The sequence below is a fragment of the Enterobacter sp. 148H3 genome, assembly GCF_034107425.1.
GTDB classification, from domain to species: domain Bacteria; phylum Pseudomonadota; class Gammaproteobacteria; order Enterobacterales; family Enterobacteriaceae; genus Enterobacter; species Enterobacter vonholyi.
Window position 1 is genome coordinate 23552 of the sequence record NZ_JAWNEI010000013.1, and the last position, 25493, is coordinate 49044.

Annotated in this window: 31 protein-coding genes and 1 other annotated feature; of the genes, 18 read left to right on the top strand and 13 right to left on the bottom strand. The window is 55.6% G+C overall.

Annotated features, from left to right (window positions below; all coding sequences use genetic code 11):
- Positions 1–8 precede the first annotated feature (8 nt).
- A complete protein-coding gene (sohB, locus tag USH94_RS17795; RefSeq protein ID WP_111965948.1) occupies positions 9–1067 on the bottom strand; it encodes a protease SohB in 1059 nt (352 codons plus the stop codon).
- Between the two features lie 251 nt (positions 1068–1318).
- Between sohB and USH94_RS17800 the strand changes: the two genes are divergently transcribed.
- Together USH94_RS17800 and cobO are read left to right on the top strand one after the other, a co-directional pair.
- Positions 1319–2080, top strand: coding sequence for a YciK family oxidoreductase (locus tag USH94_RS17800; RefSeq protein ID WP_111965947.1), 762 nt, complete (start codon positions 1319–1321; stop codon positions 2078–2080).
- Positions 2077–2667: a cob(I)yrinic acid a,c-diamide adenosyltransferase gene (gene cobO / locus USH94_RS17805; protein ID WP_111965946.1), complete on the top strand. Its 591-nt coding sequence runs from the start codon at positions 2077–2079 to the stop codon at positions 2665–2667. The genes USH94_RS17800 and cobO overlap by 4 nt, the downstream gene beginning before the upstream one ends.
- A gap of 35 nt (positions 2668–2702) precedes the next feature.
- Here the strand turns inward: cobO and rluB are convergent, their stop codons facing one another.
- The 3 genes from rluB to rnm all read right to left on the bottom strand — a co-directional run bounded on the left by rluB (position 2703) and on the right by rnm (position 5173).
- Complete coding sequence (gene rluB / locus USH94_RS17810; protein ID WP_023312076.1) at positions 2703–3578, bottom strand: 23S rRNA pseudouridine(2605) synthase RluB; 876 nt, start codon at positions 3576–3578, stop codon at positions 2703–2705.
- Positions 3579–3674: 96 nt separating this feature from the next.
- On the bottom strand, positions 3675–4295 hold the full coding sequence (locus USH94_RS17815) for an L-threonylcarbamoyladenylate synthase (protein ID WP_003856793.1): 621 nt from the start codon (positions 4293–4295) through the stop codon (positions 3675–3677).
- Positions 4292–5173, bottom strand: coding sequence for an RNase RNM (gene rnm, locus USH94_RS17820; protein WP_111965945.1), 882 nt, complete (start codon positions 5171–5173; stop codon positions 4292–4294). Before rnm ends, USH94_RS17815 begins: the two co-directional genes overlap by 4 nt.
- A 139-nt stretch (positions 5174–5312) precedes the next feature.
- Between rnm and trpL the strand changes: the two genes are divergently transcribed.
- The 9 genes from trpL (at position 5313) to USH94_RS17860 (ending at position 14072) form a co-directional block, all read left to right on the top strand.
- Complete coding sequence (gene trpL, locus USH94_RS22560) at positions 5313–5357, top strand: trp operon leader peptide (protein ID WP_106993556.1); 45 nt, start codon at positions 5313–5315, stop codon at positions 5355–5357.
- Positions 5334–5428 (top strand) — a sequence feature (Trp leader region). It overlaps the preceding gene by 24 nt.
- A gap of 23 nt (positions 5429–5451) precedes the next feature.
- The gene (locus USH94_RS17825) at positions 5452–7014 is read left to right on the top strand and encodes an anthranilate synthase component 1 (RefSeq protein ID WP_111965944.1); all 1563 of its coding nucleotides are present in this window, start codon (positions 5452–5454) and stop codon (positions 7012–7014) included.
- Positions 7014–8609 carry a bifunctional anthranilate synthase glutamate amidotransferase component TrpG/anthranilate phosphoribosyltransferase TrpD gene (trpD, locus tag USH94_RS17830; RefSeq protein ID WP_111965943.1) on the top strand — a complete coding sequence of 532 codons (1596 nt, stop codon included), beginning with the start codon at positions 7014–7016 and terminating at the stop codon, positions 8607–8609. Before USH94_RS17825 ends, trpD begins: the two co-directional genes overlap by 1 nt.
- 3 nt (positions 8610–8612) lie before the next feature.
- Positions 8613–9971 carry a bifunctional indole-3-glycerol-phosphate synthase TrpC/phosphoribosylanthranilate isomerase TrpF gene (gene trpCF / locus USH94_RS17835; RefSeq protein ID WP_111965942.1) on the top strand — a complete coding sequence of 453 codons (1359 nt, stop codon included), beginning with the start codon at positions 8613–8615 and terminating at the stop codon, positions 9969–9971.
- 10 nt (positions 9972–9981) lie between these two features.
- Complete coding sequence (gene trpB / locus USH94_RS17840) at positions 9982–11175, top strand: tryptophan synthase subunit beta (protein ID WP_024907111.1); 1194 nt, start codon at positions 9982–9984, stop codon at positions 11173–11175.
- A complete protein-coding gene (gene trpA, locus USH94_RS17845) occupies positions 11175–11984 on the top strand; it encodes a tryptophan synthase subunit alpha (protein ID WP_111965941.1) in 810 nt (269 codons plus the stop codon). Before trpB ends, trpA begins: the two co-directional genes overlap by 1 nt.
- A gap of 181 nt (positions 11985–12165) precedes the next feature.
- A complete protein-coding gene (gene yedE, locus USH94_RS17850) occupies positions 12166–13377 on the top strand; it encodes a selenium metabolism membrane protein YedE/FdhT (RefSeq protein ID WP_111965940.1) in 1212 nt (403 codons plus the stop codon).
- Entirely contained in the window at positions 13374–13607 is a 234-nt protein-coding gene (gene yedF, locus USH94_RS17855) for a sulfurtransferase-like selenium metabolism protein YedF (RefSeq protein ID WP_003856774.1), read from the top strand. The genes yedE and yedF overlap by 4 nt, the downstream gene beginning before the upstream one ends.
- 126 nt (positions 13608–13733) lie before the next feature.
- On the top strand, positions 13734–14072 hold the full coding sequence (locus USH94_RS17860; protein WP_111965939.1) for a hypothetical protein: 339 nt from the start codon (positions 13734–13736) through the stop codon (positions 14070–14072).
- Positions 14073–14118: 46 nt separating this feature from the next.
- Here the strand turns inward: USH94_RS17860 and ompW are convergent, their stop codons facing one another.
- Together ompW and USH94_RS17870 are read right to left on the bottom strand one after the other, a co-directional pair.
- Positions 14119–14751: an outer membrane protein OmpW gene (gene ompW, locus USH94_RS17865; protein WP_111965938.1), complete on the bottom strand. Its 633-nt coding sequence runs from the start codon at positions 14749–14751 to the stop codon at positions 14119–14121.
- 114 nt (positions 14752–14865) lie between these two features.
- Positions 14866–15141 carry a hypothetical protein gene (locus tag USH94_RS17870; RefSeq protein WP_181574059.1) on the bottom strand — a complete coding sequence of 92 codons (276 nt, stop codon included), beginning with the start codon at positions 15139–15141 and terminating at the stop codon, positions 14866–14868.
- On the opposite strand from USH94_RS17870, the gene USH94_RS17875 reads away from it, so the two are divergent.
- From USH94_RS17875 to yciA, 4 genes are all read left to right on the top strand, one after another.
- Positions 15034–15438 carry a YkgJ family cysteine cluster protein gene (locus USH94_RS17875; protein ID WP_021240310.1) on the top strand — a complete coding sequence of 135 codons (405 nt, stop codon included), beginning with the start codon at positions 15034–15036 and terminating at the stop codon, positions 15436–15438. The genes USH94_RS17870 and USH94_RS17875 overlap by 108 nt on opposite strands.
- Before the next feature lie 25 nt (positions 15439–15463).
- Positions 15464–16207, top strand: coding sequence for a YciC family protein (locus tag USH94_RS17880; RefSeq protein WP_111965937.1), 744 nt, complete (start codon positions 15464–15466; stop codon positions 16205–16207).
- A gap of 56 nt (positions 16208–16263) precedes the next feature.
- Entirely contained in the window at positions 16264–16803 is a 540-nt protein-coding gene (locus tag USH94_RS17885) for a septation protein A (protein ID WP_025756566.1), read from the top strand.
- A 104-nt stretch (positions 16804–16907) separates the two neighbouring features.
- Positions 16908–17303 (top strand): acyl-CoA thioester hydrolase YciA, encoded by a 396-nt coding sequence (gene yciA, locus USH94_RS17890; RefSeq protein WP_008502796.1) that lies wholly within the window; start codon positions 16908–16910, stop codon positions 17301–17303.
- Between the two features lie 38 nt (positions 17304–17341).
- Here yciA and tonB read toward each other — a convergent pair whose 3' ends face one another.
- The gene (tonB, locus tag USH94_RS17895) at positions 17342–18064 is read right to left on the bottom strand and encodes a TonB system transport protein TonB (RefSeq protein WP_111965936.1); all 723 of its coding nucleotides are present in this window, start codon (positions 18062–18064) and stop codon (positions 17342–17344) included.
- A gap of 220 nt (positions 18065–18284) precedes the next feature.
- Here tonB and USH94_RS17900 point away from each other — a divergent pair, with 220 nt between their 5' ends.
- Complete coding sequence (locus USH94_RS17900; RefSeq protein WP_023327637.1) at positions 18285–18581, top strand: YciI family protein; 297 nt, start codon at positions 18285–18287, stop codon at positions 18579–18581.
- A 41-nt stretch (positions 18582–18622) separates the two neighbouring features.
- On the opposite strand, the gene USH94_RS17905 is transcribed toward USH94_RS17900, so the two are convergent.
- From USH94_RS17905 to USH94_RS17915, 3 genes are all read right to left on the bottom strand, one after another.
- Positions 18623–19576 carry a helix-turn-helix domain-containing GNAT family N-acetyltransferase gene (locus USH94_RS17905; RefSeq protein WP_111965935.1) on the bottom strand — a complete coding sequence of 318 codons (954 nt, stop codon included), beginning with the start codon at positions 19574–19576 and terminating at the stop codon, positions 18623–18625.
- 93 nt (positions 19577–19669) lie between these two features.
- Positions 19670–20305, bottom strand: coding sequence for a leucine efflux protein LeuE (leuE, locus tag USH94_RS17910; RefSeq protein WP_045404924.1), 636 nt, complete (start codon positions 20303–20305; stop codon positions 19670–19672).
- 110 nt (positions 20306–20415) lie between these two features.
- Complete coding sequence (locus USH94_RS17915; RefSeq protein WP_086379783.1) at positions 20416–20589, bottom strand: YciY family protein; 174 nt, start codon at positions 20587–20589, stop codon at positions 20416–20418.
- A gap of 144 nt (positions 20590–20733) precedes the next feature.
- On the opposite strand from USH94_RS17915, the gene cls reads away from it, so the two are divergent.
- The gene (cls, locus tag USH94_RS17920; protein ID WP_008502791.1) at positions 20734–22194 is read left to right on the top strand and encodes a cardiolipin synthase; all 1461 of its coding nucleotides are present in this window, start codon (positions 20734–20736) and stop codon (positions 22192–22194) included.
- A 33-nt stretch (positions 22195–22227) separates the two neighbouring features.
- Positions 22228–22557 carry an HI1450 family dsDNA-mimic protein gene (locus tag USH94_RS17925; protein ID WP_006810881.1) on the top strand — a complete coding sequence of 110 codons (330 nt, stop codon included), beginning with the start codon at positions 22228–22230 and terminating at the stop codon, positions 22555–22557.
- 31 nt (positions 22558–22588) lie between these two features.
- Here the strand turns inward: USH94_RS17925 and USH94_RS17930 are convergent, their stop codons facing one another.
- Genes USH94_RS17930 through USH94_RS17940 form a run of 3 tightly spaced genes read right to left on the bottom strand, consistent with a single transcriptional unit; the run spans position 22589 to position 25487 of the window.
- A complete protein-coding gene (locus USH94_RS17930) occupies positions 22589–23458 on the bottom strand; it encodes an ion transporter (protein WP_181574057.1) in 870 nt (289 codons plus the stop codon).
- A gap of 14 nt (positions 23459–23472) precedes the next feature.
- A complete protein-coding gene (oppF, locus tag USH94_RS17935; RefSeq protein ID WP_045404928.1) occupies positions 23473–24477 on the bottom strand; it encodes a murein tripeptide/oligopeptide ABC transporter ATP-binding protein OppF in 1005 nt (334 codons plus the stop codon).
- Complete coding sequence (locus tag USH94_RS17940; protein WP_008502788.1) at positions 24474–25487, bottom strand: ABC transporter ATP-binding protein; 1014 nt, start codon at positions 25485–25487, stop codon at positions 24474–24476. The genes oppF and USH94_RS17940 overlap by 4 nt, the downstream gene beginning before the upstream one ends.
- Between the last annotated feature and the right edge of the window lie 6 nt (positions 25488–25493).

Below are 25493 nucleotides of genomic sequence, written 5' to 3' on the forward strand. Positions count from 1 at the left end.
GTTTTTGTTTACAACAGGGGTTTTTGCCCGCGCTGTAGCCAGCGCAGCAGCAGGCGGTCAGCACTTTCTGCCGCACTGTTGGTAAAGCGGTCAAGGAGTCGCTTACGCTGGGTAAAGCGCACGCCCACCAGTTCCCGGCCTTCCATCAGGTTGAGCAGCAGATCGTCGCTGGTTCCGACTTCATCCACCAGCCCTTTCTCCTGCGCCTGGACGCCATACCAGTGCTCGCCCGTCGCAACCTGCTCAATGTCCAGCGTCGGGCGCATACGGTGTACAAAATCTTTAAAGAGATGATGCGTTTCGTTGAGATCCTCACGGAATTTTTGGCGCCCTTCCTCCGTGTTTTCCCCCAGCAGCGTCAGGGTGCGTTTGTACTGACCCGCGGTATGAAGTTCAATATCAATCTCTTTATTTTTCAGGAAGCGGTTAAAGTTCGGGATCTGTGCGACCACGCCGATCGAGCCGATAATGGAGAACGGCGCGGCAACAATTTTGTCCGCCACACAGGCCATCATGTAGCCACCGCTGGCAGCCACTTTATCCACGGCCACGGTCAGCGGGATCTGTTTTTCACGCAGGCGCTGCAGCTGTGAGGCGGCCAGTCCGTAACCGTGAACCACCCCGCCCGGGCTTTCAAGACGCACGACAACTTGATCCTGCGGTGTCGCCACGGCCAGAACGGCGGTCACCTCCTCCCGCAGAGAAGAAACCTCATGCGCATCCATACTGCCTTTAAAATCGAGCACATAGACCCGTGGCGTGGCCTTATCCTGCGGCGCATTGAGTTTTGCTTTTGCTTTTGCTTTTGCTTTTGCCGCTTTAGCTTCCTGTTTATGCTTTTTCTTCTGCGCTTTCAGCCAGAGTTTCTGTTGATGACTATCAAGCAGCGCCAGAGACATATCATCCTGCATCTCTTTATACTGCTCGCTCAGGCGGGTGATGCGTAACTCCCCACGCTGACGCTTGCGCTGCGTCAGGTTGACAATCAGAACGGCAACTACCGCAATGGCAACCACCACCGTCGCGATTTTGGCCAAAAACAACCCATATTGAGAAAGTAATTCCACGCGTTCCACCTTGATTTAACCACGAATCTTTCACGGCAGTGTACAACAGCCCTGCCCATGCGTCTCGCTCGTGACATTACCTCTGCGAGCCGCCTTCAGGAATCCCCGAACTGGAGTTTAAATATTTGCAAATTGTTAATTTTACTGTAATGCGTCCTGTAGACTGATTGAATTATCAGGCGAATTCGGGCATAAAGCCGAAAAGTCATCATAAAGGCGCCATTGCGTTACCGGTCGCCTGAGGAGTCACCGTGCATTATCAACCGCAAAAAAATCTGCTGCAAAACCGGATCATTCTTGTTACCGGTGCGAGCGACGGGATTGGCCGCGAGGCGGCCCTGACATACGCCGAATATGGCGCGAACGTCATTCTGATCGGACGAAACGAAGAAAAACTGAAAAACGTCGCTCTGGAGATTGAGTCGGTATCTGGTACGCCAGCCCCGTGGTATACCCTCGATTTACTGACCTGCACGCCCGCAGTGTGCCAGGAATTAGCCCAGCGCATTAGCGCTCACTATCCGAGACTCGACGGCGTGCTGCATAACGCCGGTTTGTTAGGCGAAGTGCGTCCAATGGATGAACAGGACCCTGATATCTGGCAGCAGGTGATGCAGGTCAACGTTAACGGCACGTTTTTCCTCACACAGGCATTGCTTCCTTTATTACTCAAATCCGAGTCAGGGTCTCTGGTCTTTACCTCTTCCAGCGTTGGTCGTGAAGGACGCGCAAACTGGGGAGCCTATGCCGTATCAAAATTCGCGACCGAAGGCATGATGCAGGTACTGGCGGAGGAGTATCAAAGCCGCCATCTGCGCGTAAACTGCATTAACCCGGGCGGTACGCGCACTAAAATGCGCGCCAGCGCGTTCCCGAGCGAAGATCCGCAGAAGCTGAAAACCCCGGCAGACATTATGCCGCTCTATCTCTGGCTGATGGGCGACGACAGCCGTCGCAAAACCGGGATGACCTTCGACGCCCAGCCGGGCCGTAAACCAGGAATTTCGCAATGAGTGAAGAACGCCATCAGCAGCGCCAGCAGCGTCTGAAAGAACAGGTCGATGCGCGCGTCGCGGCAGCACAGGACGAGCGCGGGATCGTCATCGTCTTTACCGGCAACGGCAAAGGCAAAACCACCGCCGCGTTTGGCACCGCTACCCGCGCGGTCGGCCACGGGCAGAAGGTCGGCGTTATCCAGTTTATTAAAGGTGAGTGGCCTAATGGCGAGCGTAATCTGCTTGAGCCCCACGGCGTTGAGTTCCAGGTGATGGCGACCGGATTTACGTGGGACACCCAGAACCGCGAAACCGATACCGCAGCCTGTTTGGCCGTCTGGGAGCACGCTAAAAGAATGCTGGCCGATCCTTCACTCAATATGGTTCTGCTGGATGAGATCACGTATATGGTCGCCTACGACTATTTGCCGCTGGAAGACGTGCTTAATGCCCTGAAAGACCGTCCCGCCCATCAGACGGTTATCATCACGGGCCGCGGGTGCCATCGGGATATTCTGGAGCTGGCAGATACCGTCAGCGAGCTGCGTCCGGTTAAACATGCGTTTGATGCGGGAGTCAAAGCGCAAATAGGGATTGATTACTAAAGAAAAAAGCCCGGTGAATTCACCGGGCTTTTACATTAACCGTTGTTATTACGGCTGCCGGAGCGGCGGCTGCTGCTCACCTGGCTGTGGCGCTTCACGGCGCGACGGATTTGATTCGCCTTCATACGACGACGATCTTTTTCCACCGCCACTTTAGAGGTGGTTTCCGGCGTCAGGCCAACCAGCTCGCGAAGGTAGTTGGTTTGGGTCAGATCCAGTTCGGTATAACCACCGCGCGGCAGCCCTTTCGGCAGCAGGATGTCGCCGTAGCGGACGCGGATCAGGCGGCTAACCTGTACGCCCACCGCTTCCCAGAGACGACGCACCTCGCGGTTGCGGCCTTCGGTCAGGGTCACGTTGTACCACTGATTGATACCTTCTCCACCGGTGAACTTGATGGTTTTGAACGCCGCAGGACCGTCTTCCAGCTGAACGCCACGCGACAGGTCGCGCAGTTTATTCTCGTCAACCTGGCCAAACACGCGCACCGCGTATTCACGTTCCACTTCACGGCTTGGGTGCATCAGACGGTTCGCCAGTTCACCATCGGTGGTAAACAGCAGCAGGCCGCAGGTGTTTACGTCCAGACGACCAACGGCAATCCAGCGAGCGCCGCGCAGTTTAGGCAGACGGTCAAACACCGTCGGGCGACCTTCCGGGTCGTTGCGGGTGCACAGCTCGCCTTCCGGCTTGTAGTAAGCCAGCACGCGGCAGATTTGTTCGGCAGACTCTTTCACGGAGATAAGATGACCGTCGATACGGATCTTCAGCCCCGGTACGATTTCTACGCGGTCACCCAGCGTGGCGATTTTACCGTCCACACTCACGCGGCCCGCTTCAATAATGGCTTCGATTTCACGGCGTGAACCGTGGCCGGCACGCGCCAGCACTTTCTGTAACTTCTCGCTCATTGAGCTTCCTCAGGTGTCGCCTTCACAGGCGTCGAATCAGGTCAAAAGAGGGCTGAGCCCTGCTTTGATGGCCGCGTAGTATATCTGCTTATACCATTACAAGAAAGGCTTTACGTCACCCACGCCTTCTCGAATCACTTCCGGCGCATCTTCGGTTAAGTCGACCACGGTAGTGGGCTGCTGGCCGAGATAGCCGCCGTGAATAATTAGCTCGACCACCTTTTCCAGACGATCTTTGATCTCTTCCGGATCGGACTCGGTAAACTCGCTGCCGGGCAGCATCAGCGAGGTAGACAGCATCGGTTCGCCGAGGGTTTCCAGCAGCGCCTGCGCTATCGGGTTCGACGGCACGCGCATACCGATAGTCTTGCGCTTTTCCTGCAGCAGGCGGCGCGGCACCTCTTTCGTCCCTTTCAGGATGAAGGTGTAGTTACCCGGCGTATTGTTCTTAATCAGGCGAAACGCCACGTTATCCACATAAGCATAGGTGGACAGCTCAGAGAGATCGCGGCACATCAGGGTAAAGTTATGCCCGTCCGGCAGCTGGCGAATACGGCAAATACGTTCCATCGCCCCTTTGTCTTCAATTTTGCAGCCCAGCGCGTAGCCTGAATCGGTCGGGTAGACAATCACGCCGCCTTTGCGGACGATCTCCACGGCCTGGTTAATCAGACGTGGCTGCGGGTTATCCGGATGGATATAGAAAAACTGACTCATACTTCCCTCTCTTCAATTAGCTGCGGCTGTTCCCAGAGCTGCCAGACCGGCTCAACGCCAGCGGGCAGCCAGAGCTTGCGCCCCAGTTCGATCCACGCGCAGGGCTGATGAAAATCAGAGCCCTGTGACCCAAGCAGGCCGAACTGGCGGGCATAGGTCGCGAGCTGCACGCGCTCGTTGGGCGCCTGCTGACACTGGGCGACTTCCATCGCCTCGCCACCGCATTCGGCAAAGTGTGCCAGCAGCCTTTTCAGCCATTTAGCAGAAAGATTATACCGGCCCGGATGGGCCAGCACGGCCTTACCGCCAGAATGATGAATCACATCAATAGCTTGTTTTATTGTACACCACTGTGGAGGAACGTATCCGGTTTTCCCGCGCGCCAGATATTTTTTAAAGACGTCCGCCATCGTCGTGGCTTTACCTGCCTCTACAAGGAAACGGGCGAAATGACCGCGCGTGACCGCCCCGCCGTTCGCCAGCTTTTGGGCACCTTCCAGCGCGCCCGGAATATGCGCCTTTTCCAGACGCTCGCCGATCATCTCTGCGCGCTGGTTGCGGCGCGTTTTTTGTTCTTGCAAAAAGGCAGTAAGTGCCGGATGGTCTATATCGATGTTCAGGCCAACGATATGAATCTCATGGTTTTCCCAGACGGTCGAAATTTCGACGCCGGACACCAGATTGAGCGCCAGCCCGCTGCGGGCGATCTCGGCGCGCGCCGCCGGTATTGCATCCGTCGTATCGTGATCGGTTATCGCCAGCGTACCAACGCGCATTTCAACGGCACGATGAACCAGGGCTTCGGGTGTCAGCAGGCCATCAGAGGCCTGAGTATGGCTGTGTAAATCATAAATAATAGCGTAGGTGGTATCGCTCAAAGCACTTCCCATAACAGGTTGGAGACATCCGAAACCATCATGATACCGACTTATATCGAAATTCTGAAATCAAGGGTTGACAACACGCCATCGAACTAGTTAACTAGTACGCAAGTTCACACGAGAAAGGTATCTGAAAATGACAGCACATTTCACTCTGCACGGTTGGTGGCGTACTTCCTGATCTTCGGGCAGTGTCACGCGTCTGCGAAATGCAAACAGATACCCAGCCCGCTTCCAAGCGGGCTTTTTTTTGAACAGAAAATGAGAACAATATAATGCAAACAGCCAAACCTCATCTCGAACTGCTGACCTGCGAGGCGGCCTACCGCCACAACCCGACCGCGCTGTTTCATCAGGTATGCGGTGCACGTCCGGCGACGCTGCTGCTGGAATCTGCGGACATCGACAGCAAGGACGATCTCAAGAGCCTGCTGCTGGTCGACAGCGCGTTGCGCATTACCGCTCTAGGTGACACCGTCACAATTAAGGCTTTATCAGACAATGGCGCCTCGCTGCTGCCGCTGCTGGATGCCGCCCTGCCTTCAGGCATTGAAAACGAACGTCATCCAGAAATGCGCATTCTGCATTTCCCGCCGGTTAGCCAACTGCTGGATGAAGACGCGCGCCTCTGCTCCCTGTCCGTCTTTGATGCCTTCCGCCTGCTGCAGAACCTGGTCACCGTTCCGCACGATGAGCGTGAAGCGATGTTCTTTGGCGGGCTGTTTGCCTACGATCTGGTCGCTGGCTTTGAAGATTTACCGGAAACCGAGCAGGGCAATCGCTGCCCGGACTATTGTTTCTATCTGGCCGAAACCCTGCTGGTGATCGACCATCAGAAACAATACACCCGCATTCAGGCCAGCCTGTTCACGCCTTCGACCGCTGAGAAAAACCGTCTTGAGCATCGCATCGCGCAGCTTCAGCAGCAGATGACGGAAGCGCCTCCTGCACTTCCGGTGCAGCGAGTGGAAAAAATGACCTGCGATGTGAACCAGACCGACGATCATTACGGCGCCGTGGTTCGCCAGATGCAAAAAGCGATTCGCGCCGGGGAAATTTTCCAGGTTGTACCGTCCCGTCGCTTCTCGCTGCCCTGCCCGTCTCCGCTGGCGGCCTACGACGTGCTGAAGAAAAGCAATCCAAGCCCGTACATGTTTTTCATGCAGGACAACGACTTCACGCTGTTCGGCGCCTCGCCGGAAAGCTCGCTGAAGTACGACGCCACCAGCCGCCAGATTGAAATTTACCCGATCGCCGGTACCCGTCCGCGCGGACGTCGCGCAGACGGCTCGCTGGATCGCGATCTCGACAGCCGCATCGAACTGGAAATGCGTACCGACCATAAAGAGCTCTCCGAGCACCTGATGCTGGTGGACCTGGCGCGTAACGACCTGGCACGCATTTGCACCCCGGGCAGCCGCTACGTGGCGGATCTGACCAAAGTTGACCGTTATTCGTTCGTAATGCACCTGGTTTCCCGCGTGGTCGGTGAGCTGCGCCACGACCTCGACGTGCTGCACGCCTACCGCGCCTGCATGAATATGGGCACCCTGAGCGGCGCGCCGAAAGTGCGCGCCATGCAGCTGATTGCCGCCGCCGAAGGGCGTCGTCGCGGCAGCTACGGCGGCGCGGTGGGTTACTTCACCGCCCACGGCGACCTCGATACCTGCATCGTGATCCGCTCCGCCTATGTAGAAGACGGCATTGCCACCGTCCAGGCGGGAGCCGGGATTGTTCTTGATTCCGTTCCGCAGTCTGAAGCTGACGAAACGCGCAGTAAAGCCCGAGCGGTCCTTCGCGCCATTGCTACCGCACACCATGCACAGGAGATTTTCTGATGGCTGACATTCTGCTGCTCGATAATATCGATTCCTTTACCTACAACCTGGCAGATCAGCTGCGTGCGAATGGCCATAACGTCGTTATCTATCGCAACCACGTGCCGGCCCAGACCTTGATTGACCGTCTGGCAACCATGCAAAACCCGGTGCTGATGCTCTCTCCTGGGCCTGGCGCACCGAGCGAAGCGGGCTGTATGCCGGAGCTGCTGACCCGTATGCGCGGCAAGCTGCCGATTATCGGTATCTGCCTCGGCCATCAGGCGATTGTGGAAGCCTACGGCGGCTACGTTGGCCAGGCGGGAGAGATCCTGCACGGTAAAGCGTCCAGCATTGAACATGACGGCCAGGCAATGTTTGCCGGGCTGCCGAATCCGCTCCCGGTCGCGCGCTACCACTCGCTGGTCGGCAGTAACATTCCCGCCGGGCTGACCATCAACGCCTCGTTTGAAGGGATGGTGATGGCGGTGCGTCACGACGCGGATCGCGTCTGCGGGATGCAGTTCCATCCGGAATCCATCCTGACCTCTCACGGTGCCCGCCTGCTGGAGCAGACGCTCGACTGGGCGTTACAGAAGCTGGAGCAGACCAACACCCTGCAGCCGATCCTGGAAAAACTGTACCAGGCGCAGACCCTGAGCCAGCAGGAGAGCCACCAGCTCTTCTCCGCCGTGGTTCGCGGTGAGCTGAAGCCTGAGCAGCTGGCGGCCGCGCTGGTGAGCATGAAGGTCCGCGGCGAAAGCCCGCAGGAGATCGCCGGTGCCGCTACGGCCCTGCTGGAAAATGCCGCCCCGTTCCCGCGCCCGGACTATCAGTTTGCCGATATCGTCGGTACCGGGGGAGACGGCAGCAACAGTATCAATATTTCAACCGCCAGCGCCTTCGTAGCGGCGGCGTGTGGTTTAAAGGTCGCGAAGCACGGTAACCGCAGCGTGTCCAGCCGGTCAGGCTCGTCCGATCTGCTCGCCGCATTCGGCATTAATCTCGATATGAACGCCGAACGTTCCCGTGAAGCGCTGGATGACCTGGGCGTCTGCTTCCTGTTTGCGCCGAAGTATCACACCGGTTTCCGCCACGCGATGCCAGTTCGTCAGCAGCTTAAAACCCGCACGCTGTTTAACGTGCTCGGCCCGCTGATCAACCCGGCGCACCCGCCGCTGGCGCTGATCGGTGTCTACAGCCCGGAGCTGGTCCTGCCGATTGCCGAGACGCTGCGCGTGCTGGGTTACCAGCGTGCCGCCGTGGTGCACAGCGGCGGAATGGACGAAGTGTCACTGCATGCGCCGACGCTGGTGGCCGAACTGCGAGACGGTGAAATCCTGAGCTACCAGCTCGAAGCCGATGACTTTGGTTTAACTCCGTATCACCAGGAAGCGCTGGCAGGCGGTACCCCGGAAGAAAACCGTGACATTCTGACGCGCTTATTACAAGGTAAGGGAGAGGTCGCCCATGAGGCCGCCGTTGCCGCCAACGTCGCCATGCTGATGCGTTTGCACGGTGAGGAAGACCTGAAGGCCAACGTTCAAAAAGTTCTGGATGTACTGCGCTCCGGTGCAGCTTACGATCGCGTTACCGCACTTGCGGCAAGAGGGTAAAGAATGCAGACCGTTTTAGCGAAAATCGTTGCCGATAAGGCCATCTGGGTGGAAGCCCGCAAGCAACAGCAGCCGCTTGCCAGTTTTCAGAACGACGTCGTCCCGAGCAGCCGTCGTTTCTATGACGCCCTGCAGGGTGCGCGCACCGCGTTTATTCTTGAGTGCAAAAAAGCGTCCCCGTCCAAAGGCGTTATCCGTGACGATTTCGACCCGGCGCGCATTGCCGGTATTTATAAGCATCATGCCTCAGCCATCTCCGTGCTGACGGATGAGAAATATTTTCAGGGCAGCTTCGATTTTCTGCCGATCGTCAGCGGCATCGCGCCGCAGCCGATCCTGTGCAAAGACTTTATTATCGACCCTTATCAGATTTGGCTGGCGCGCTTTTACCAGGCCGACGCCTGCCTGCTGATGCTCTCGGTGCTTGACGACGAGCAGTACCGCCAGCTCTCTGCCGTCGCGCACAGCCTGAAAATGGGCGTGCTGACCGAAGTGAGCAACGAAGAGGAGCTGGAACGCGCGATTGCGCTGGAAGCCAAAGTGGTCGGCATTAACAACCGCGATCTGCGTGACCTGTCTATTGACCTGAACCGCACGCGCCAGCTGGCGCCGCGTCTGGGCGCTGGCGTCACGGTGATCAGCGAATCCGGCATTAACAGCTACGCCCAGGTGCGCGAGCTGAGCCACTTCGCCAACGGTTTCCTGATTGGCTCCGCCATGATGGAACATGACGATCTCAATGCAGCAGTGCGTCGCGTGCTGCTGGGTGAAAACAAAGTCTGCGGCTTAACCCGCGAACAGGACGCCCAGGCCGCGTATGAAGCCGGAGCGATTTATGGCGGGCTGATTTTTGTGGATTCCTCTCCTCGCGCGGTTAGCGAAGAGCAGGCGCGTAAGATCATCGCCGCGGCACCGCTCAGCTATGTTGGCGTGTTCCGCAATGCGGATATCGCCGAGGTGGTTGAAAAAGCCGACGCGTTATCCCTGAGCGCGGTGCAGCTGCACGGCGATGAAGATCAGGCCTATGTCGATGCCCTGCGCGACACGCTGGCGCCGCAGGTACAGATCTGGAAAGCGCAAAGCGTTGGCGATACGTTGCCCCCGCGTAACCTGAACCACGTGGATAAATACGTTCTCGATAACGGCCAGGGCGGAAGCGGCCAGCGTTTTGACTGGTCTCTGCTGAATGGCGAAAAGCTGGACAACGTCCTGCTGGCGGGCGGATTAAGCCCGGACAACTGTGTAGAAGCCGCGAAAACCGGCTGCGCAGGCCTCGATTTCAATTCAGGCGTAGAGTCCCAACCGGGTATCAAAGATGCCAGCAAGCTGGCCTCGGTTTTTAAAACTCTGCGTGCATATTAAGGAAGAGAAGATGACGACATTACTTAACCCGTATTTTGGTGAGTTCGGCGGGATGTACGTCCCGCAAATCCTGATGCCCGCGCTGCGCCAGCTGGAAGAAGCGTTTGTCAGCGCGCAAAAGGATCCGGCGTTTCAGGCTGAATTTACAGACCTGCTGAAAAATTACGCCGGTCGTCCGACCGCGCTGACCAAATGCCGCAATCTGACGGAAGGCACGAAAACCACGCTGTATCTTAAGCGTGAAGACCTGCTGCACGGCGGCGCGCATAAAACTAACCAGGTGCTGGGCCAGGCGCTGCTCGCCAAGCGCATGGGCAAAACTGAAATCATCGCCGAAACCGGCGCGGGCCAGCACGGCGTGGCCTCGGCGCTCGCCAGCGCCCTGCTCGGCCTGAAATGCCGCATCTATATGGGGGCGAAAGACGTTGAGCGTCAGTCTCCGAACGTCTTCCGTATGCGCCTGATGGGTGCGGAAGTGATCCCGGTGCACAGCGGCTCCGCGACGCTGAAGGATGCCTGTAACGAAGCGCTGCGCGACTGGTCCGGCAGCTATGAAACCGCGCACTATATGCTCGGAACCGCGGCGGGCCCGCACCCGTTCCCGACCATCGTGCGCGAATTTCAGCGCATGATCGGGGAAGAGACCAAAGCGCAGATCCTTGAAAAAGAGGGTCGCCTGCCGGATGCGGTGATCGCCTGCGTCGGCGGCGGGTCAAACGCCATCGGCATGTTCGCAGACTTTATCGACGACACCAGCGTGGGTCTGATTGGCGTCGAGCCTGCCGGTCACGGCATTGAATCAGGTGAACACGGCGCGCCGCTGAAGCATGGCCGCGTGGGGATCTACTTCGGCATGAAATCCCCGATGATGCAGACCGATGAGGGCCAGATTGAAGAGTCTTACTCTATCTCTGCCGGCCTCGACTTCCCTTCCGTCGGGCCGCAGCACGCCTATCTGAACAGTACGGGTCGCGCGGACTATGTCTCCATTACCGATGACGAAGCGCTGGAAGCGTTTAAAACGCTGTGTCGCAGCGAAGGGATCATCCCGGCGCTGGAGTCTTCCCACGCCCTGGCGCACGCGCTGAAAATGATGAAAGACAATCCGGAAAAAGAGCAGCTGCTGGTGGTGAACCTTTCCGGCCGCGGTGACAAAGATATCTTCACCGTTCACGATATTCTGAAAGCACGAGGGGAAATCTGATGGAACGCTACGATAACGTATTTGCAGAACTGAAATCCCGCCAGGAAGGCGCGTTCGTTCCCTTCGTCACCCTGGGAGACCCGGGCCCGGAACAGTCGCTAAAGATTATCGACACCCTGATTGAGGCCGGTGCCGACGCGCTGGAGCTGGGGATCCCCTTCTCTGACCCGCTGGCGGATGGCCCAACCATTCAGAATGCGACGCTGCGCGCGTTTGCCTCGGGCGTCACGCCAACCCAGTGCTTTGAGATGCTGGCGGCAATTCGCCAGAAGCATCCGACCATTCCCATTGGCCTGCTGATGTACGCCAACCTGGTGTTCAACCGCGGTATCGATGAGTTTTACGCCGAGTGCGCACGCGTAGGCGTTGACTCCGTTCTGGTGGCAGACGTGCCGGTCGAAGAGTCCGCGCCGTTCCGCCAGGCTGCGATGCGTCACAATGTCGCCCCGATTTTCATCTGCCCGCCAAACGCTGATGACGAATTGCTGCGCCAGATTGCCTCTTACGGGCGCGGGTATACCTATCTTCTCTCCCGCGCAGGCGTGACCGGTGCCGAGAATAAAGCCGCCCTGCCGCTGCATCATCTTGTGGAAAAGCTGGCCGAGTACCATGCCGCGCCGCCGCTGCAGGGGTTCGGGATCTCTTCTCCGGATCAGGTCACCGCGGCGATTGACGCGAAGGCTGCGGGTGCCATCTCTGGCTCTGCAATTGTGAATATCATCGAGAAGAACGTGGATAAACCCGAGCAGATGCTGGCCGAGCTGAAAGCGTTTGTGACTGCCATGAAGGCGGCGACGCGTAAAGCCTGACACCTCCACCGTCTGGCACCCCTGCCAGACGGTTACCCTTTCTTCCCCGCCTTCAACAAAGTATTACGTCAAAATTGATCCTTTCGATATTTTCGGTGTGAATGGCTTTTCAAACTGTTATGTAAGCGTATGATCTGGACTCTTTTTTATCTTTAATCCTTCTGAGTTCAGAGGCTTATTCATGTCATGGCAATCCTTCAAACAGGCTTACCTGGTTAAGTTCTGGTCACCCGTTCCGGCCGTTATCGCGGCTGGCATTCTCTCAACTTATTATTTTGGCATTACCGGTACGTTCTGGGCAGTGACCGGCGAGTTCACCCGCTGGGGTGGTCAGCTGCTGCAGCTCGCAGGCGTGCATGCCGAAGAGTGGGGTTACTTTAAACTCATTCATCTGGACGGCACCCCGCTTACCCGCATCGACGGGATGATGATCATCGGCATGTTTGGCGGCTGCTTCGCGGCGGCGCTATGGGCAAACAACGTTAAGTTGCGGATGCCCAAAAGCCGGATCCGCATTCTTCAGGCAGTTGTCGGCGGTATCATTGCCGGGTTTGGGGCCCGTCTGGCAATGGGCTGTAACCTTGCAGCCTTCTTTACCGGTATTCCTCAGTTTTCGCTGCACGCATGGTTTTTTGCCGTCGCCACGGCCATCGGCTCTTACTTTGGGGCAAAATTTACCCTGCTGCCGCTGTTCCGCATTCCGGTGAAAATGACAAAAGTCAGCGCAGCGTCTCCGTTAACCCAGAAGCCCTCTCAGGCACGCCGCCGTTTCCGTCTCGGAATGCTGGTCTTTTTCGCTATGGTGGCATGGGCGCTGTGTACAGCTCTGAACCAGCCCAAACTCGGTCTGGCGATGCTGTTCGGCGTGGGTTTTGGTCTGCTCATTGAACGCGCGCAGATCTGCTTCACCTCCGCGTTTCGCGATATGTGGATCACCGGCCGCACGATGATGGCGAAGGCGATTATCGCCGGGATGGCGGTCAGCGCCATCGGCATCTTCAGCTATGTTCAACTGGGCGTCGAACCAAAAATCATGTGGGCCGGTCCTAACGCGGTCATTGGCGGCCTGCTGTTCGGCTTCGGGATCGTGCTGGCCGGCGGGTGTGAAACCGGCTGGATGTATCGCGCCGTTGAAGGTCAGGTGCACTACTGGTGGGTGGGTCTTGGGAATGTGATTGGCTCGACGATCCTGGCGTACTTCTGGGACGATTTGTCCCCGGCGCTTGCCACAAGTTGGGACAAGGTCAACCTGCTGAGCACCTTTGGGCCTCTCGGCGGCCTGCTGGTCACCTACGCCCTGCTGCTGGTCGCTTTTTTACTGGTTGTCGCGCAGGAGAAACGTTTTTTCCGCCGTGCGAGCGTTAAAACAGAAACGCAGGAGAATGCAGCATGAAAGAGATTGTGCCTGATTATCGTCTGGATATGGTTGGCGAGCCCTGTCCATATCCGGCGGTGGCTACGCTTGAAGCGCTACCGCAGCTAAAGAAAGGGGAAATTCTGGAGGTGGTGAGCGACTGCCCGCAGTCCATCAACAACATACCGCTGGATGCGAAAAACCACGGTTATACGGTGCTGGATATCCAGCAGGATGGCCCGACCATTCGCTATCTGATTCAAAAATGATCGCTAAGGGCCTCGCCAGGGGCCTTTATCGTATTGAATTATAAGACATCTTGATCCACGGCAAAAACGCGATTTTTGACTTAAGTAAAATCTCATTTCCCTTTTGAAGGAGGTTTTCACGATTTGATGTATTTACGAGCTTTACTGGTTTTCGCCTTATTGATTCCCTTCCATGCGCTGTCCCTGAATTTCTCTTCCACCTTCCTGCGCCTTGATTGTCCGCAAAGAGGACTTGTCGAGGTTATTCTGCACGTTTATGACCATACCCAGGAACGATGGCGCGGTCATTTTGAAACCGGCGCGGGACATAAACGTGCGGGTGATACAGAAATTATCCCGTTTGCCAACGGCGATATTCTCTTCCATTCCCTGTCCAGCGACGCTTTCAGCTATTTATATGATGGGGAGACGATGCTGAGGCACTGCGTAAAGCTTGATGAGCGGCCGGTTTATCCGTCGTTTTGAAGTGAGCAAAGCAAACTGGCCACAGGGTGGCCAGTTTGAAGGGGGATTAGAAACGATAACCCGCGGAGAACATAAACACCCACGGATCCAGTCGCGTGTTGATACTTTGCTGCTGACCGCCCGCCTTGAAGCGTACGTCCGTATCAATATCCATATACCAGACGGAGGCGTTAATTAACCAGTCGCGGTTAATCAGGTAATCCAGACCGACCTGCCCCGCCATGCCCCACGAATCTTTCAGGCTGAGGTCCGTCAGACCCGCCTCTTTACCGGTATCGTTGAATTTCTCATCAAAGAAGGTGGTGTAGTTCACACCGGCGCCAATATAAGGACGCACCTTGCTGCTTGAGTCGCCAAAGTACCATTGCGCCATCAGCGTTGGTGGTAAATGGTGAACCGTAGCAATATCACCGGTTGCGCCCAGACCCACGCGATGACGGAACGGCGTTGCAGCCAGAAGCTCAACGCCCACGTTATCCGTCGCCATATAGGTGAAAGTTAAACCTAACTGGGTGTTATTACTGACGTTAAAACCGCCCATTCCCAGCACGTTATCCGAACCTTCAGTTGGGCGAGCCGTAGCCGAACCGGCACGAATAAAGAATTCGCCTGCTTCATGCGCGTACGCGCCGCCAGAGAGACTGCTTAATACAAGGGCTGCCACCGCTAATTTTTTCATATCCGCTCCATCGTTGTGGTTTTAATCGCGGATGAGAATATACTCACAAAAGGGTAATAAGTGATCTGCCACAGATCACATTAAAACCAGTAACTTAACATTCATTGATCTGGGTTAATTTTTTGTGGCGTGTTCAAAAGCGATAAGTTGTTTCCATGTCAATTTTTGGCATTTCACGGTTACAAAATTTTCCCTTTTCCTCCTCTTGCTCTTCCTCTGGCGGCTGGATAATTTATCGCTCTCACAAATTGATTTGATGCGTTCTTCTTTTGCAGGTGTGCCATGAGTGATATTAACCCGTGCATGACGTGCGGAGCCTGTTGTGCGTATTTTCGAGTCTCTTTCTACTGGGCCGAAGCCAGCGATGGCGGCGGTACCGTTCCGGTTCATCTTACCGAGCCGTTAACCCCCTTTTTGCGCTGCATGAGCGGCACGAACCAAAAGCAGGCTCGCTGTGTGGCGCTACAGGGTGAGCCCGGGGTCTCTACCCGATGTTCCATCTATGAGGATCGGCCCAGTCCGTGCCGGGAATTTGCCATGTCGGGGGAAGATGGCCAGGTCAACGAAGCCTGCAATCGCGCCCGCGCACGCGTGGGATTACCGCCGCTTTACAAAGATATGCTTTTCCATACAAGCCTTGATGCTGCCACAGCAGGTGCATCCGGTGTACAATTGCCGGCTAATTAACACCTGCAATACTCAAGGAGAGTGCATGTCTATCACGGCGAAGTCTGTCTACCGTGACACGGGAAATTTTTTCCGCAATCAGTTCATAACCTTTTTACTGATCGCGTTGCTTTGCGCCTTTATCACGGTGGTGCTGGGTCATGCGTTTTCACCGAGTGAAGAACAGATTGCCAGCCTGAGCCAGGGCGACCATCTTGCGGGTAGCGTGGGGTTGTTTGAGCTGGTGCAAAACATGACGCCGGAACAGCAGCAAATCCTGCTGCGCGCCTCTGCCGCGTCCACGTTCTCGGGCCTGATTGGTAATGCAGTTCTGGCGGGCGGCGTTTTGCTGATGATTCAGCTTGTATCGGCGGGTCACCGGGTCAGCGCCTTACGGGCGATTGGTGCCAGTGCGCCGGTCTTACCTAAGCTGTTTATCCTGATCTTTTTGACCACCCTGCTGGTGCAGATGGGGATAATGCTGGTCGTGGTGCCGGGCGTACTGCTGGCTATCGTGCTCTCGTTTGCCCCGGTGATGGTCGTGCAGGATAAGATGGGTATTTTTACCGCGATGCGCAGCAGCATCCGACTGGCATGGGCTAATATGCGTCTGGTGGCGCCCGCCGGTATCGGCTGGCTGCTTGCTAAAACGCTTCTGCTTTTGTTTGCGCCGAATTTTGCGGTATTAACGCCTAACGTTGGCGCCGTGGTGGCGAATACGTTAAGCAATCTGATTTCAGCGGTACTGCTGGTCTATCTGTTCCGCCTGTATATGTTAATTCGTCAGTAATCCAGAGGCGGGAGGCATCGCAGTCTCCCGCCCCGCTCAGAAGATGGAATCACAGAATGAAGCAGTTTCTTGATTTTTTACCGCTCGTGGTCTTTTTTGCTTTTTATAAGCTGTACGATATTTATGCCGCGACCACTGCGCTGATCGTTGCAACGGCAGTTGTTCTGATCTACAGCTGGGTTCGCTATCGTAAAGTCGAAAAAATGGCGCTGGTCACCTTCGTGCTGGTCGCCGTATTCGGCGGACTGACTCTGTTCTTCCATAACGATGAATTTATCAAGTGGAAAGTGACCGTGATTTACGCCCTGTTTGCGGGCGCATTATTAATCAGCCAGTGGGTGATGAAAAAACCGCTGATCCAACGCATGCTGGGCAAAGAGCTGACGCTGCCTCAGGAAGTCTGGTCCCGTCTGAATATCGCGTGGGCGGTCTTCTTTATTCTCTGCGGTCTCGCTAACATCTATATTGCTTTCTGGCTGCCGCAGAATATTTGGGTCAACTTTAAGGTCTTCGGCCTGACCGCACTGACCCTTATCTTCACGCTGTTAAGCGGCGTATACATTTATCGCCACATGCCGCAGGACGACAAGCACTGATTAACGACTGACCAGAACGTCAGAGACAGGCGTTCTGGTCTATTCTCTCCGCTGTAAAATCATAGTAGCATCCCGCCTGAAGTCTTCCGTTACGAGTTAAAACAATGACAACAACTAACGCCCCGCAGGGCGAACTGGTTTTACGCACACTGGCAATGCCCGCTGACACCAATGCCAATGGCGATATTTTTGGCGGCTGGCTGATGTCGCAGATGGATATGGGCGGCGCAATTCTGGCAAAAGAGATCGCCCACGGGCGCGTGGTGACTGTGCGAGTGGACGGCATGACCTTCCTGCGCCCGGTTGCGGTAGGTGATGTGGTTTGCTGCTACGCGCGCTGCGTCAAACGCGGCAATACCTCTATTTCAATTAACATCGAAGTGTGGGTTAAGAAAGTCTCTTCTGAGCCGATTGGGCAGCGTTATAAGGCCACTGAGGCGCTGTTTATTTATGTCGCAGTGGACAGCGAGGGTAAACCTCGTCAACTTCCTCAGGCCTGATCGACAAGTAAAAAAAAGCCTCCTTTCGGAGGCTTTTTTTATTCCATCTGCGCCCCGCCGTTCAGACGGAAAACGATATTCACAATCAATCCGCTGCCCGGCTTGCCTGGCTCATAACGCCATCTGCGCATTGCAGATTTCACTTCGCGCTCAAACATATTAGAAGGCTGAGCGGACAAGATTTCCACGTTATCCACTCGGCCATCCGCAGTCACGTCAAATTTCACCCTTACGCGGCCTTCAATACGCAAAGCCTGAGCTCGCGCCGGATACTGAGGCTGGTTGCGGCTTACGGCACGCGGGCCCGCTGGCGCACTAACCGTTGGCTTTGGTGTCGTTGCCGTATTGTTCATCACCGGACGTGAAGGCGCTGCATTTTCAACCGGCTGGGTCGCACGCGGTTCAACCGGACGTTCCTCACGTTTCGGACGCTCCTCGACCTTCTTCACCGGCTTTGGCTTCGGCTTAGGTTTTGGCTTCGGTTCAGGTTTGTGGATCACCACCGGCGCTTCCTTCGGTGGCTCCGGAACAGGCTCGGGTTCTGGCTCAGGTTCAGCCACCGGCTGTGGCGGCGGAGGGGCAACCTGCGGCGGTTCGAGATCCGCTGGCGATACCATCGTTACCGAAATCGGCTGCGCGGGCGCGGGCATTTCAATAACCTGATGAACCGAGGTATACAGCAAACCCGCCACAACGGCACCGTGAATCACGACAGAAAGCAGCGTCGGCCAGGGAAAGCGGCGAGGTAAATCAAGGGTCATCGAAGTCATATTCATCAACGTTAAAAAACCGAATCATGATTTTAAATGCAAATAGCAATCATATTCAATAAGACACTTTGTTCTGGGGCAACTTTAGCGCCTGAGAGGCCAAAAAAGGCGCAGTCAGATCAGGGTATTAACATTGTTTTTATTTTACATTGCAGTCGTTTGCCCTTTCACATAACGTAACTGACACTTTTACCGGTTAAGGAGCTTCGCCGTGTTTTACGTAATTTACTCTGAAGATGTTGCTGATTCGCTCGAAAAACGCCAGTCTGTGCGCCCTGCGCATCTGGCACGTTTGCAGCTGCTCCAGGATGAAGGCCGATTACTGACCGCTGGCCCCATGCCCGCAGTCGACAGCAACGATCCGGGTGCTGCCGGTTTTGCCGGCTCCACGGTTATTGCTGAATTTGAATCCCAGGAAGCCGCTCAGGCCTGGGCTGACGCAGACCCGTACGTTGCAGCGGGTGTGTATGCAAAAGTGACGGTGAGACCGTATAAAAAAGTGTTCTGATACCGAAGCGGCTCCGAAAGGAGCCTTTTTTATGGTGGCGATTACGCGTCACTGTACCGGGTAAACTGCTGTTCTGTAATCAGGCTCCCCCACTGCTCGCCTTCCCACTCCTTTACCAGCGTAAACCCAAACGACTCGTACAGACGCCGGGCGGCGGTCAGCTTATTGAATGTCCAGAGGTGCACAGCAGAAAAACCGGCCCTGTCGCAGAACCGCATCGCTTCATTCAGCAGTTTTTTCCCCACGCCGTGTCCCCGACAGCCATCATCAAGAATAAACCAGCGAAGATGGGCTTCATCCGGCGCCAGATCCTCGCCATCGATCGCCACCGAGCCGACAATTTTGTCGTTGAGTACTGCCAGCCAAATCTGGTTACAGGGCTTCTCCAGTCTTTCACTGAACTCGGCCAGTCCTGAAGCCACTTTGGCCTCGAAGAAGCGACCAAAGTTATGCTCCCGCGAATAATAGCTGCCATGCATCTCCGCTATACGGCCAATCATGCCGGGGATGTACCCCTGCACTATCTTCAACTCGTCGGGCTGCATATCGTTACCCCCCTCACGGCATGCCAGCAGCGCGTTGGCATAAAGGGAGAGACCCTCAGAAATGGTCTGCTGCTGGGCAGGAGCAAGACGCTTTATTGCTGTGACCACGCGCTCGTTGCTGAAGGCATTAATTTTGCTGACCGTCTCGTGACCTTTCGCGGTCAGCCTGAGGCTCTTTGCTCTCGCATCCTCAGTAGAAATGACCTCCTCAAGTTCGCCCGCGGCAATCAGGCGAGCCAGCATCCGGCTGACGCTGGACTTTTCCAGGCCCAGCAGTTGCACCAGCTGACTCGCCGTCATCTCCTTACGCAGAGCAATTTCGACCAGAGTATGGACGGCCGAAGGCGAGTAATTCGTTGAGGCCAGGGTAGACCCCATAAAACCTAACTCTCGCACCATAAGGCGCGAGGAACGTCGAATAACACTGACTACCGGGGTTTCGCTGTGCATGTTATGTCCTCACCATTTAGTTGTACTATACAACTAAATGGTGAGAGATTGTCAAACAGAATAAAAAAGGCTCCCGCAGGAGCCTTTCATACATCAATGCAGCGACGCTAACCTCGCCGCAAATCCGACAAATAGCAGCCCTATCAGCCCGTTCCCCAGCTTCGCCAGTTTCTTTTTTGTTTTCAGATAACGCGTGACAAACGCACCGGAGAAGATCAGGAAGCTCATGTACATAAAGCTTATTAACTCCAGCGTCGTCGCGAGGATCAGGAAGGAAGTGCCGGTACTCTTCGCATTCACGTCAATGAACTGAACGAAGAACGATACGTAGAACAGAATCGCTTTGGGGTTGGTCAGGCTTAACACCAGGGAACGTTTCATGATCATGCTGGCAGGTTCGGGGCCGCTCTCATGCGCGTTTTTTTGACGGTTTACCACCGACCAGAGCATTTTGCCCCCCAGCCAGAGCAGATAGAAAGCCCCGAGATAGCGCACGATATTAAACAGTACCGGCGTGGTCTGGATTAATGCCGCGACGCCCGCCCATGCGAGAAACATCAGCACCGCATCGCCAATAAATACGCCCGTAGCGGCGAGATACCCTTTTTTAACACCGTGACCGATCCCGGTTTTTAGCACGAACAAGGTATTCGGTCCTGGCACCAGAACGATAAAAAATGCGCCAACAACATACGTCCAGAAATTCAGTACGCCAAACTCCGCAAACACTTCTCCCTCCTTTTGCTAAACACAACAGGAACAACGCTGCAAATACGCTATCCCCAAAAAATCAGACGCTATAAAATCAGCGGGCACCAGTTACGGTGCCCTCATGTTTCTCAGATATCCTGGACTGCGAACAGCAACGCATTGCGGTGCCGCGTCAATCCACATTTTCTGATGGCGTGAATACGCATATTGCGGCGGGATTGTGCTTCCAGCCAACGAGCCTTGCGACGACTCACCTGTCGCAACATGCGCCAGCGCCCTACTTCTGTTCTACTGCGCTTCATGTCTACAACTCTTAAACTAACTGAGCCGCCATTATAAACCCAACCCGGCAGCAAACCAGCGCTTTTACCTGGCGTTTTTATTTGCCAGATGAATCCTGATGCGTACACTCATAACAATACGCTTTCAAAAGGATTTTTTTACCTATGACAACCTTCTACACCGTGGTGAGTTGGCTGGTCATTCTGGGATACTGGCTGTTAATCGCGGGTGTGACATTACGCATCCTGATGAAGCGCAGAGCCGTACCCTCTGCCATGGCCTGGCTTCTGATCATTTACATCCTCCCGCTGGTGGGAATTATTGCCTATCTCTCTTTTGGTGAGCTTCATCTTGGTAAACGCCGTGCCGAGCGCGCCCGTGCCATGTGGCCCTCCACCGCGAAGTGGCTGAACGATCTTAAAGCCTGCAAACATATTTTTGCCGAGGAGAACAGCAGCGTCGCCTCCTCACTGTTTAAGCTGTGCGAGCGCCGCCAGGGGATTGGCGGCGTTAAGGGCAATCAACTGCAGCTGCTGACCTCGTCTGACGACGTCATGCAGGCGTTAATCCGCGATATTCAGCTGGCTCGTCATAATATCGAGATGGTTTTTTATATCTGGCAGCCCGGCGGGATGGCTGACCAGGTCGCTGAGTCGCTGATGGCCGCCGCGCGGCGCGGCATTCATTGCCGCCTGATGCTTGACTCCGCGGGTAGCGTGGCATTTTTCCGCAGCCCCTGGGCAGGCATGATGCGTAATGCCGGGATCGAAGTGGTCGAAGCGTTGAAGGTAAATCTCCTTCGCGTGTTTCTGCGCCGGATGGATCTCCGCCAGCATCGCAAAATGATCATGATCGATAACTATATTGCCTACACCGGCAGCATGAACATGGTCGACCCGCGCTTCTTCAAGCAGGACTCAGGAGTAGGTCAATGGGTTGATTTGATGGCGCGAATGGAGGGGCCGATTGCCACCTCGATGGGCATCGTTTATTCCTGCGACTGGGAGATTGAAACCGGCAAGCGTATCCTGCCGCCGCCGCCGGACGGCAATATTATGCCGTTTGAGGAGGCCAGCGGTCATACCATTCATACCATTGCTTCCGGGCCAGGCTTCCCGGAGGACTTGATCCATCAGGCGCTGCTGACGGCAACCTACTCGGCGCGTGAATATCTGATCATGACGACGCCCTACTTTGTCCCCAGCGATGACCTCCTGCACGCCATCTGTACAGCCGCGCAGCGCGGTGTCGATGTGAGCATCATTTTGCCGCGCAAAAATGACTCTCTCCTGGTGGGCTGGGCCAGCCGGGCATTCTTTAGCGAACTGCTGGCCGCCGGGGTGAAAATTTACCAGTTTGAAGGCGGATTGCTCCACACCAAGAGCGTGCTCGTCGACGGTGAGCTGAGCCTGGTGGGCACGGTCAACCTGGATATGCGCAGCCTGTGGCTCAACTTTGAAATCACGCTGGTCATTGATGATGCCGGCTTTGGCGGCGATCTCGCGGCGGTGCAGGATGATTATATCTCCCGCTCGCGTCTGCTGGATGCCAGACTGTGGGTAAAACGTCCGCTGTGGCAGAGAATTGCCGAACGACTGTTTTACTTCTTTAGTCCGTTGCTGTAAAACGTGCCCAACGATGTTAAACAGGTAGTCATCATGGAAATGGATCTGAACAATCGCCTGACCGAAGACGAAACGCTCGAGCAGGCCTATGACATTTTTCTCGAACTGGCGGTTGATAACCTCGATCCCGCAGACGTGATCCTTTTTAATCTGCAGTTCGAAGAGCGCGGCGGTGCCGAGCTGTTTGACCCTTCAGAAGACTGGGCTGAGCATGTGGATTTCGACCTGAACCCTGACTTTTTTGCCGAAGTGGTGATTGGGCTGGCAGATGAAGACGGTGGCGAAATTAACGATATTTTCGCTCGCGTCCTGCTGTGTCGAGAGAAAGACCATAAGCTGTGCCATATACTCTGGCGCGAATAATAAAAAAGGCTGCGATTGCAGCCTTTTTTATTTACTCCGGCAATTTATTGCCACAGCGATGACAAAACCGCGCGTCGTGATCATGTTCACCCTGCTGGCAATGAGGACACTTGCGCTGCTGCTTGCGGCTCTGAAACGCGCTGCTCATGTGTGTGGTAATAAGTCCAGTCGGAATGGCAATCACCGAATAGCCAATCAAAATCAGCACTGACGCCACAATGCGGCCCAGCGGCGTGTGGGGAGTAATATCACCATAACCCACGGTCGTGACGGTCACAATCGCCCAGTAGACGGAGGCATTGAGCGTCGTAAAGCCATATTTGGGACCTTCTATTAAATACATCAGCGCGCCGAAAACAATCATGACGATGGCAATAAACGAGTAGAACAGAATGAGCTGATGCCGTGCGCTGACGATTGCACTCCAGAACACGCGCAATGAGGGCATAAAACGCAGTAATTTCAGAATACGTAATACGCGAATAACGCGCATCGCTCGCCAGGCAAAGACATAGCTCAGGCTGATTTCCGGCCACAGCCACATGACGTATAGCGGCAGAATGGTGGCTAAATCAATAAATCCCCAGAAGCTGAAAACATATCGGGCCGGGTTGGGCCAGGCTATTACCCGGAGGAGATATTCAGCGGTAAAAACCAGGGTAATCGCCAGCTCAAGCCAGACAAAGATGTGCCATTCGTCAAACGTCAGGTGATATTGCGTCCCGGCACCCGATTCAATAAAGATGACGACCACGCTGAGAAGCGCAAATAAACCGCAAAGACCTTCGAAGCGACGTCCGGATACCGTTTCAGGATCGAATAAAAAATGATAAAGCCGCCGACGGGCTGACGTTAATAAACGCGACACAGTAACCTCGCAAAAAATAAGGGCTGACATCATGTCAGCCCTTGCGATTATAACGGGTCTACTTTCAGGCAGGAAACCGCATGTCGGAAACTGCCTTCCAGAACTGGACGCGTTTTTGCACATTCCGGCCCGGCCATTGGGCAGCGCGTGCGGAAGACGCAGCCCGACGGTGGGTTAATCGGTGAGGGCAATTCACCTTCCAGCAGCTGGATGGTCTTATTCTTTTCCAGATCCGGATCGGGGATTGGCACAGCGGACATCAGCGCTTTGGTGTAAGGGTGCAGCGGATTGTGGTACACCTCGTCATAGGTACCCAGCTCCACGGCGTGACCCAGATACATCACCAGCACGCGGTCTGAAATGTGTTTCACTACGGCCAGGTCATGCGCGATGAAGATCAGCGACAGCCCCATTTCACGCTGCAGCTTCTGCAGCAGGTTAACCACCTGTGCCTGAATGGACACGTCCAGCGCGGAAACCGGCTCGTCGCAGATAATCAGCTTCGGTTCGAGGATCAGCGCACGGGCGATACCAATACGCTGGCACTGGCCGCCGGAGAATTCGTGCGGGTAGCGGTTGATGAGGTTAGGCAACAGGCCGACTTTCATCATCATCGCCTTAACGCGATCGCGCACTTCCTGACGAGACATCTTCGGATGATAGGTCCGCAGCGGCTCGGCAATAATCTCGCCGATGGTCATACGCGGGTTAAGGGATGCCAGCGGATCCTGGAAAATCATCTGGATATCGCTGCGCACCTCGCGCCACTCGTCGGGTTTCATGCCCAGCAGATCTTTACCCAGCCAGGCCACTTTGCCGTCGGTCGCTTTTACCAGACCGATAATGGCGCGCGCAAAGGTCGATTTACCGCAGCCGGACTCTCCGACCACGCCCAGGGTTTCCCCTTCGTACAGGCGCAGCGTAACGCCATCCACCGCTTTCAGGGTCTTCGACGGCTGCCAGAACCACTGTTTTCCGTCTTTAATGTCGAAATGCACCTTTAGGTCAGCAATTTCGAGCAGCACGTTGCGTTTTTCATCTAATGCGTTCATACCAGCTCCTCCTGCGGCTTAAAGCAGGCGCGCAGACGGCCTGGTGCAAACTCTTCCAGCGGCGGAGCGCTGTTGCAGATTTCCATCGCGTGCGGGCAGCGCGGCTGGAACGGACAGCCTTTCGGCAGGCGCAGCAGGTTTGGCGGGTTGCCAGGAATGGTGAGCAGGGATTCCCCTTCCGCATCAAGACGCGGCACCGCGTTCAGCAGGCCAATGGAGTACGGGTGAGCTGGCTGATAGAAGACATCGCGCGCTTTGCCATATTCCATCGTTCGCCCGGCGTACATCACCAGCACTTTGTCACAGATGCCCGCCACTACGCCCAGGTCGTGGGTAATCATGATAATCGCCGTGTTGAACTCACGCTTAAGCTCGTTCAACAGGGTCATGATTTGCGCCTGAACGGTAACGTCCAGCGCGGTAGTGGGTTCATCGGCAATCAGCAGTTTTGGCCGACACAGCAGCGCCATCGCAATCATCACGCGCTGACGCATACCGCCAGAGAACTCGTGCGGGAACATGCGCATGCGCTTGCGTGCCTCCGGCATTTTCACCGCATCGAGCATTTTGACCGACTCTTCAAAGGCTTCGGCTTTGCCCAGACCTTTGTGCAGCATCAGGACTTCCATCAGCTGCTCACCAACGCGCATGTACGGGTTCAGAGAAGTCATCGGATCCTGGAAAATCATCGAGATCTGTTCGGCGCGCAGCTTGTTCAGCTCTTGCTCCGGCAGGTTAAGGATTTCACGACCGTTGAATTTCGCGGAGCCCCCAATCACACCGTTTGCTGCCAACAGGCCCATTAAAGCAAAGGCGGTCTGAGATTTCCCGGATCCGGATTCACCGACGATGCCGAGCGTTTCACCCGCGCGCAGGTTAAAGTTGAGATCGTTCACGGCGGTCACATCCCCGTCCGGAGTCTTAAAGGTGACGCGAAGATCTTTTACGTCCAGCAGAAGGTCGCTCCGCTGCTGCGCCTGTGGCGCGGTTGCCGTTTCAATAATTGTCATGACGGC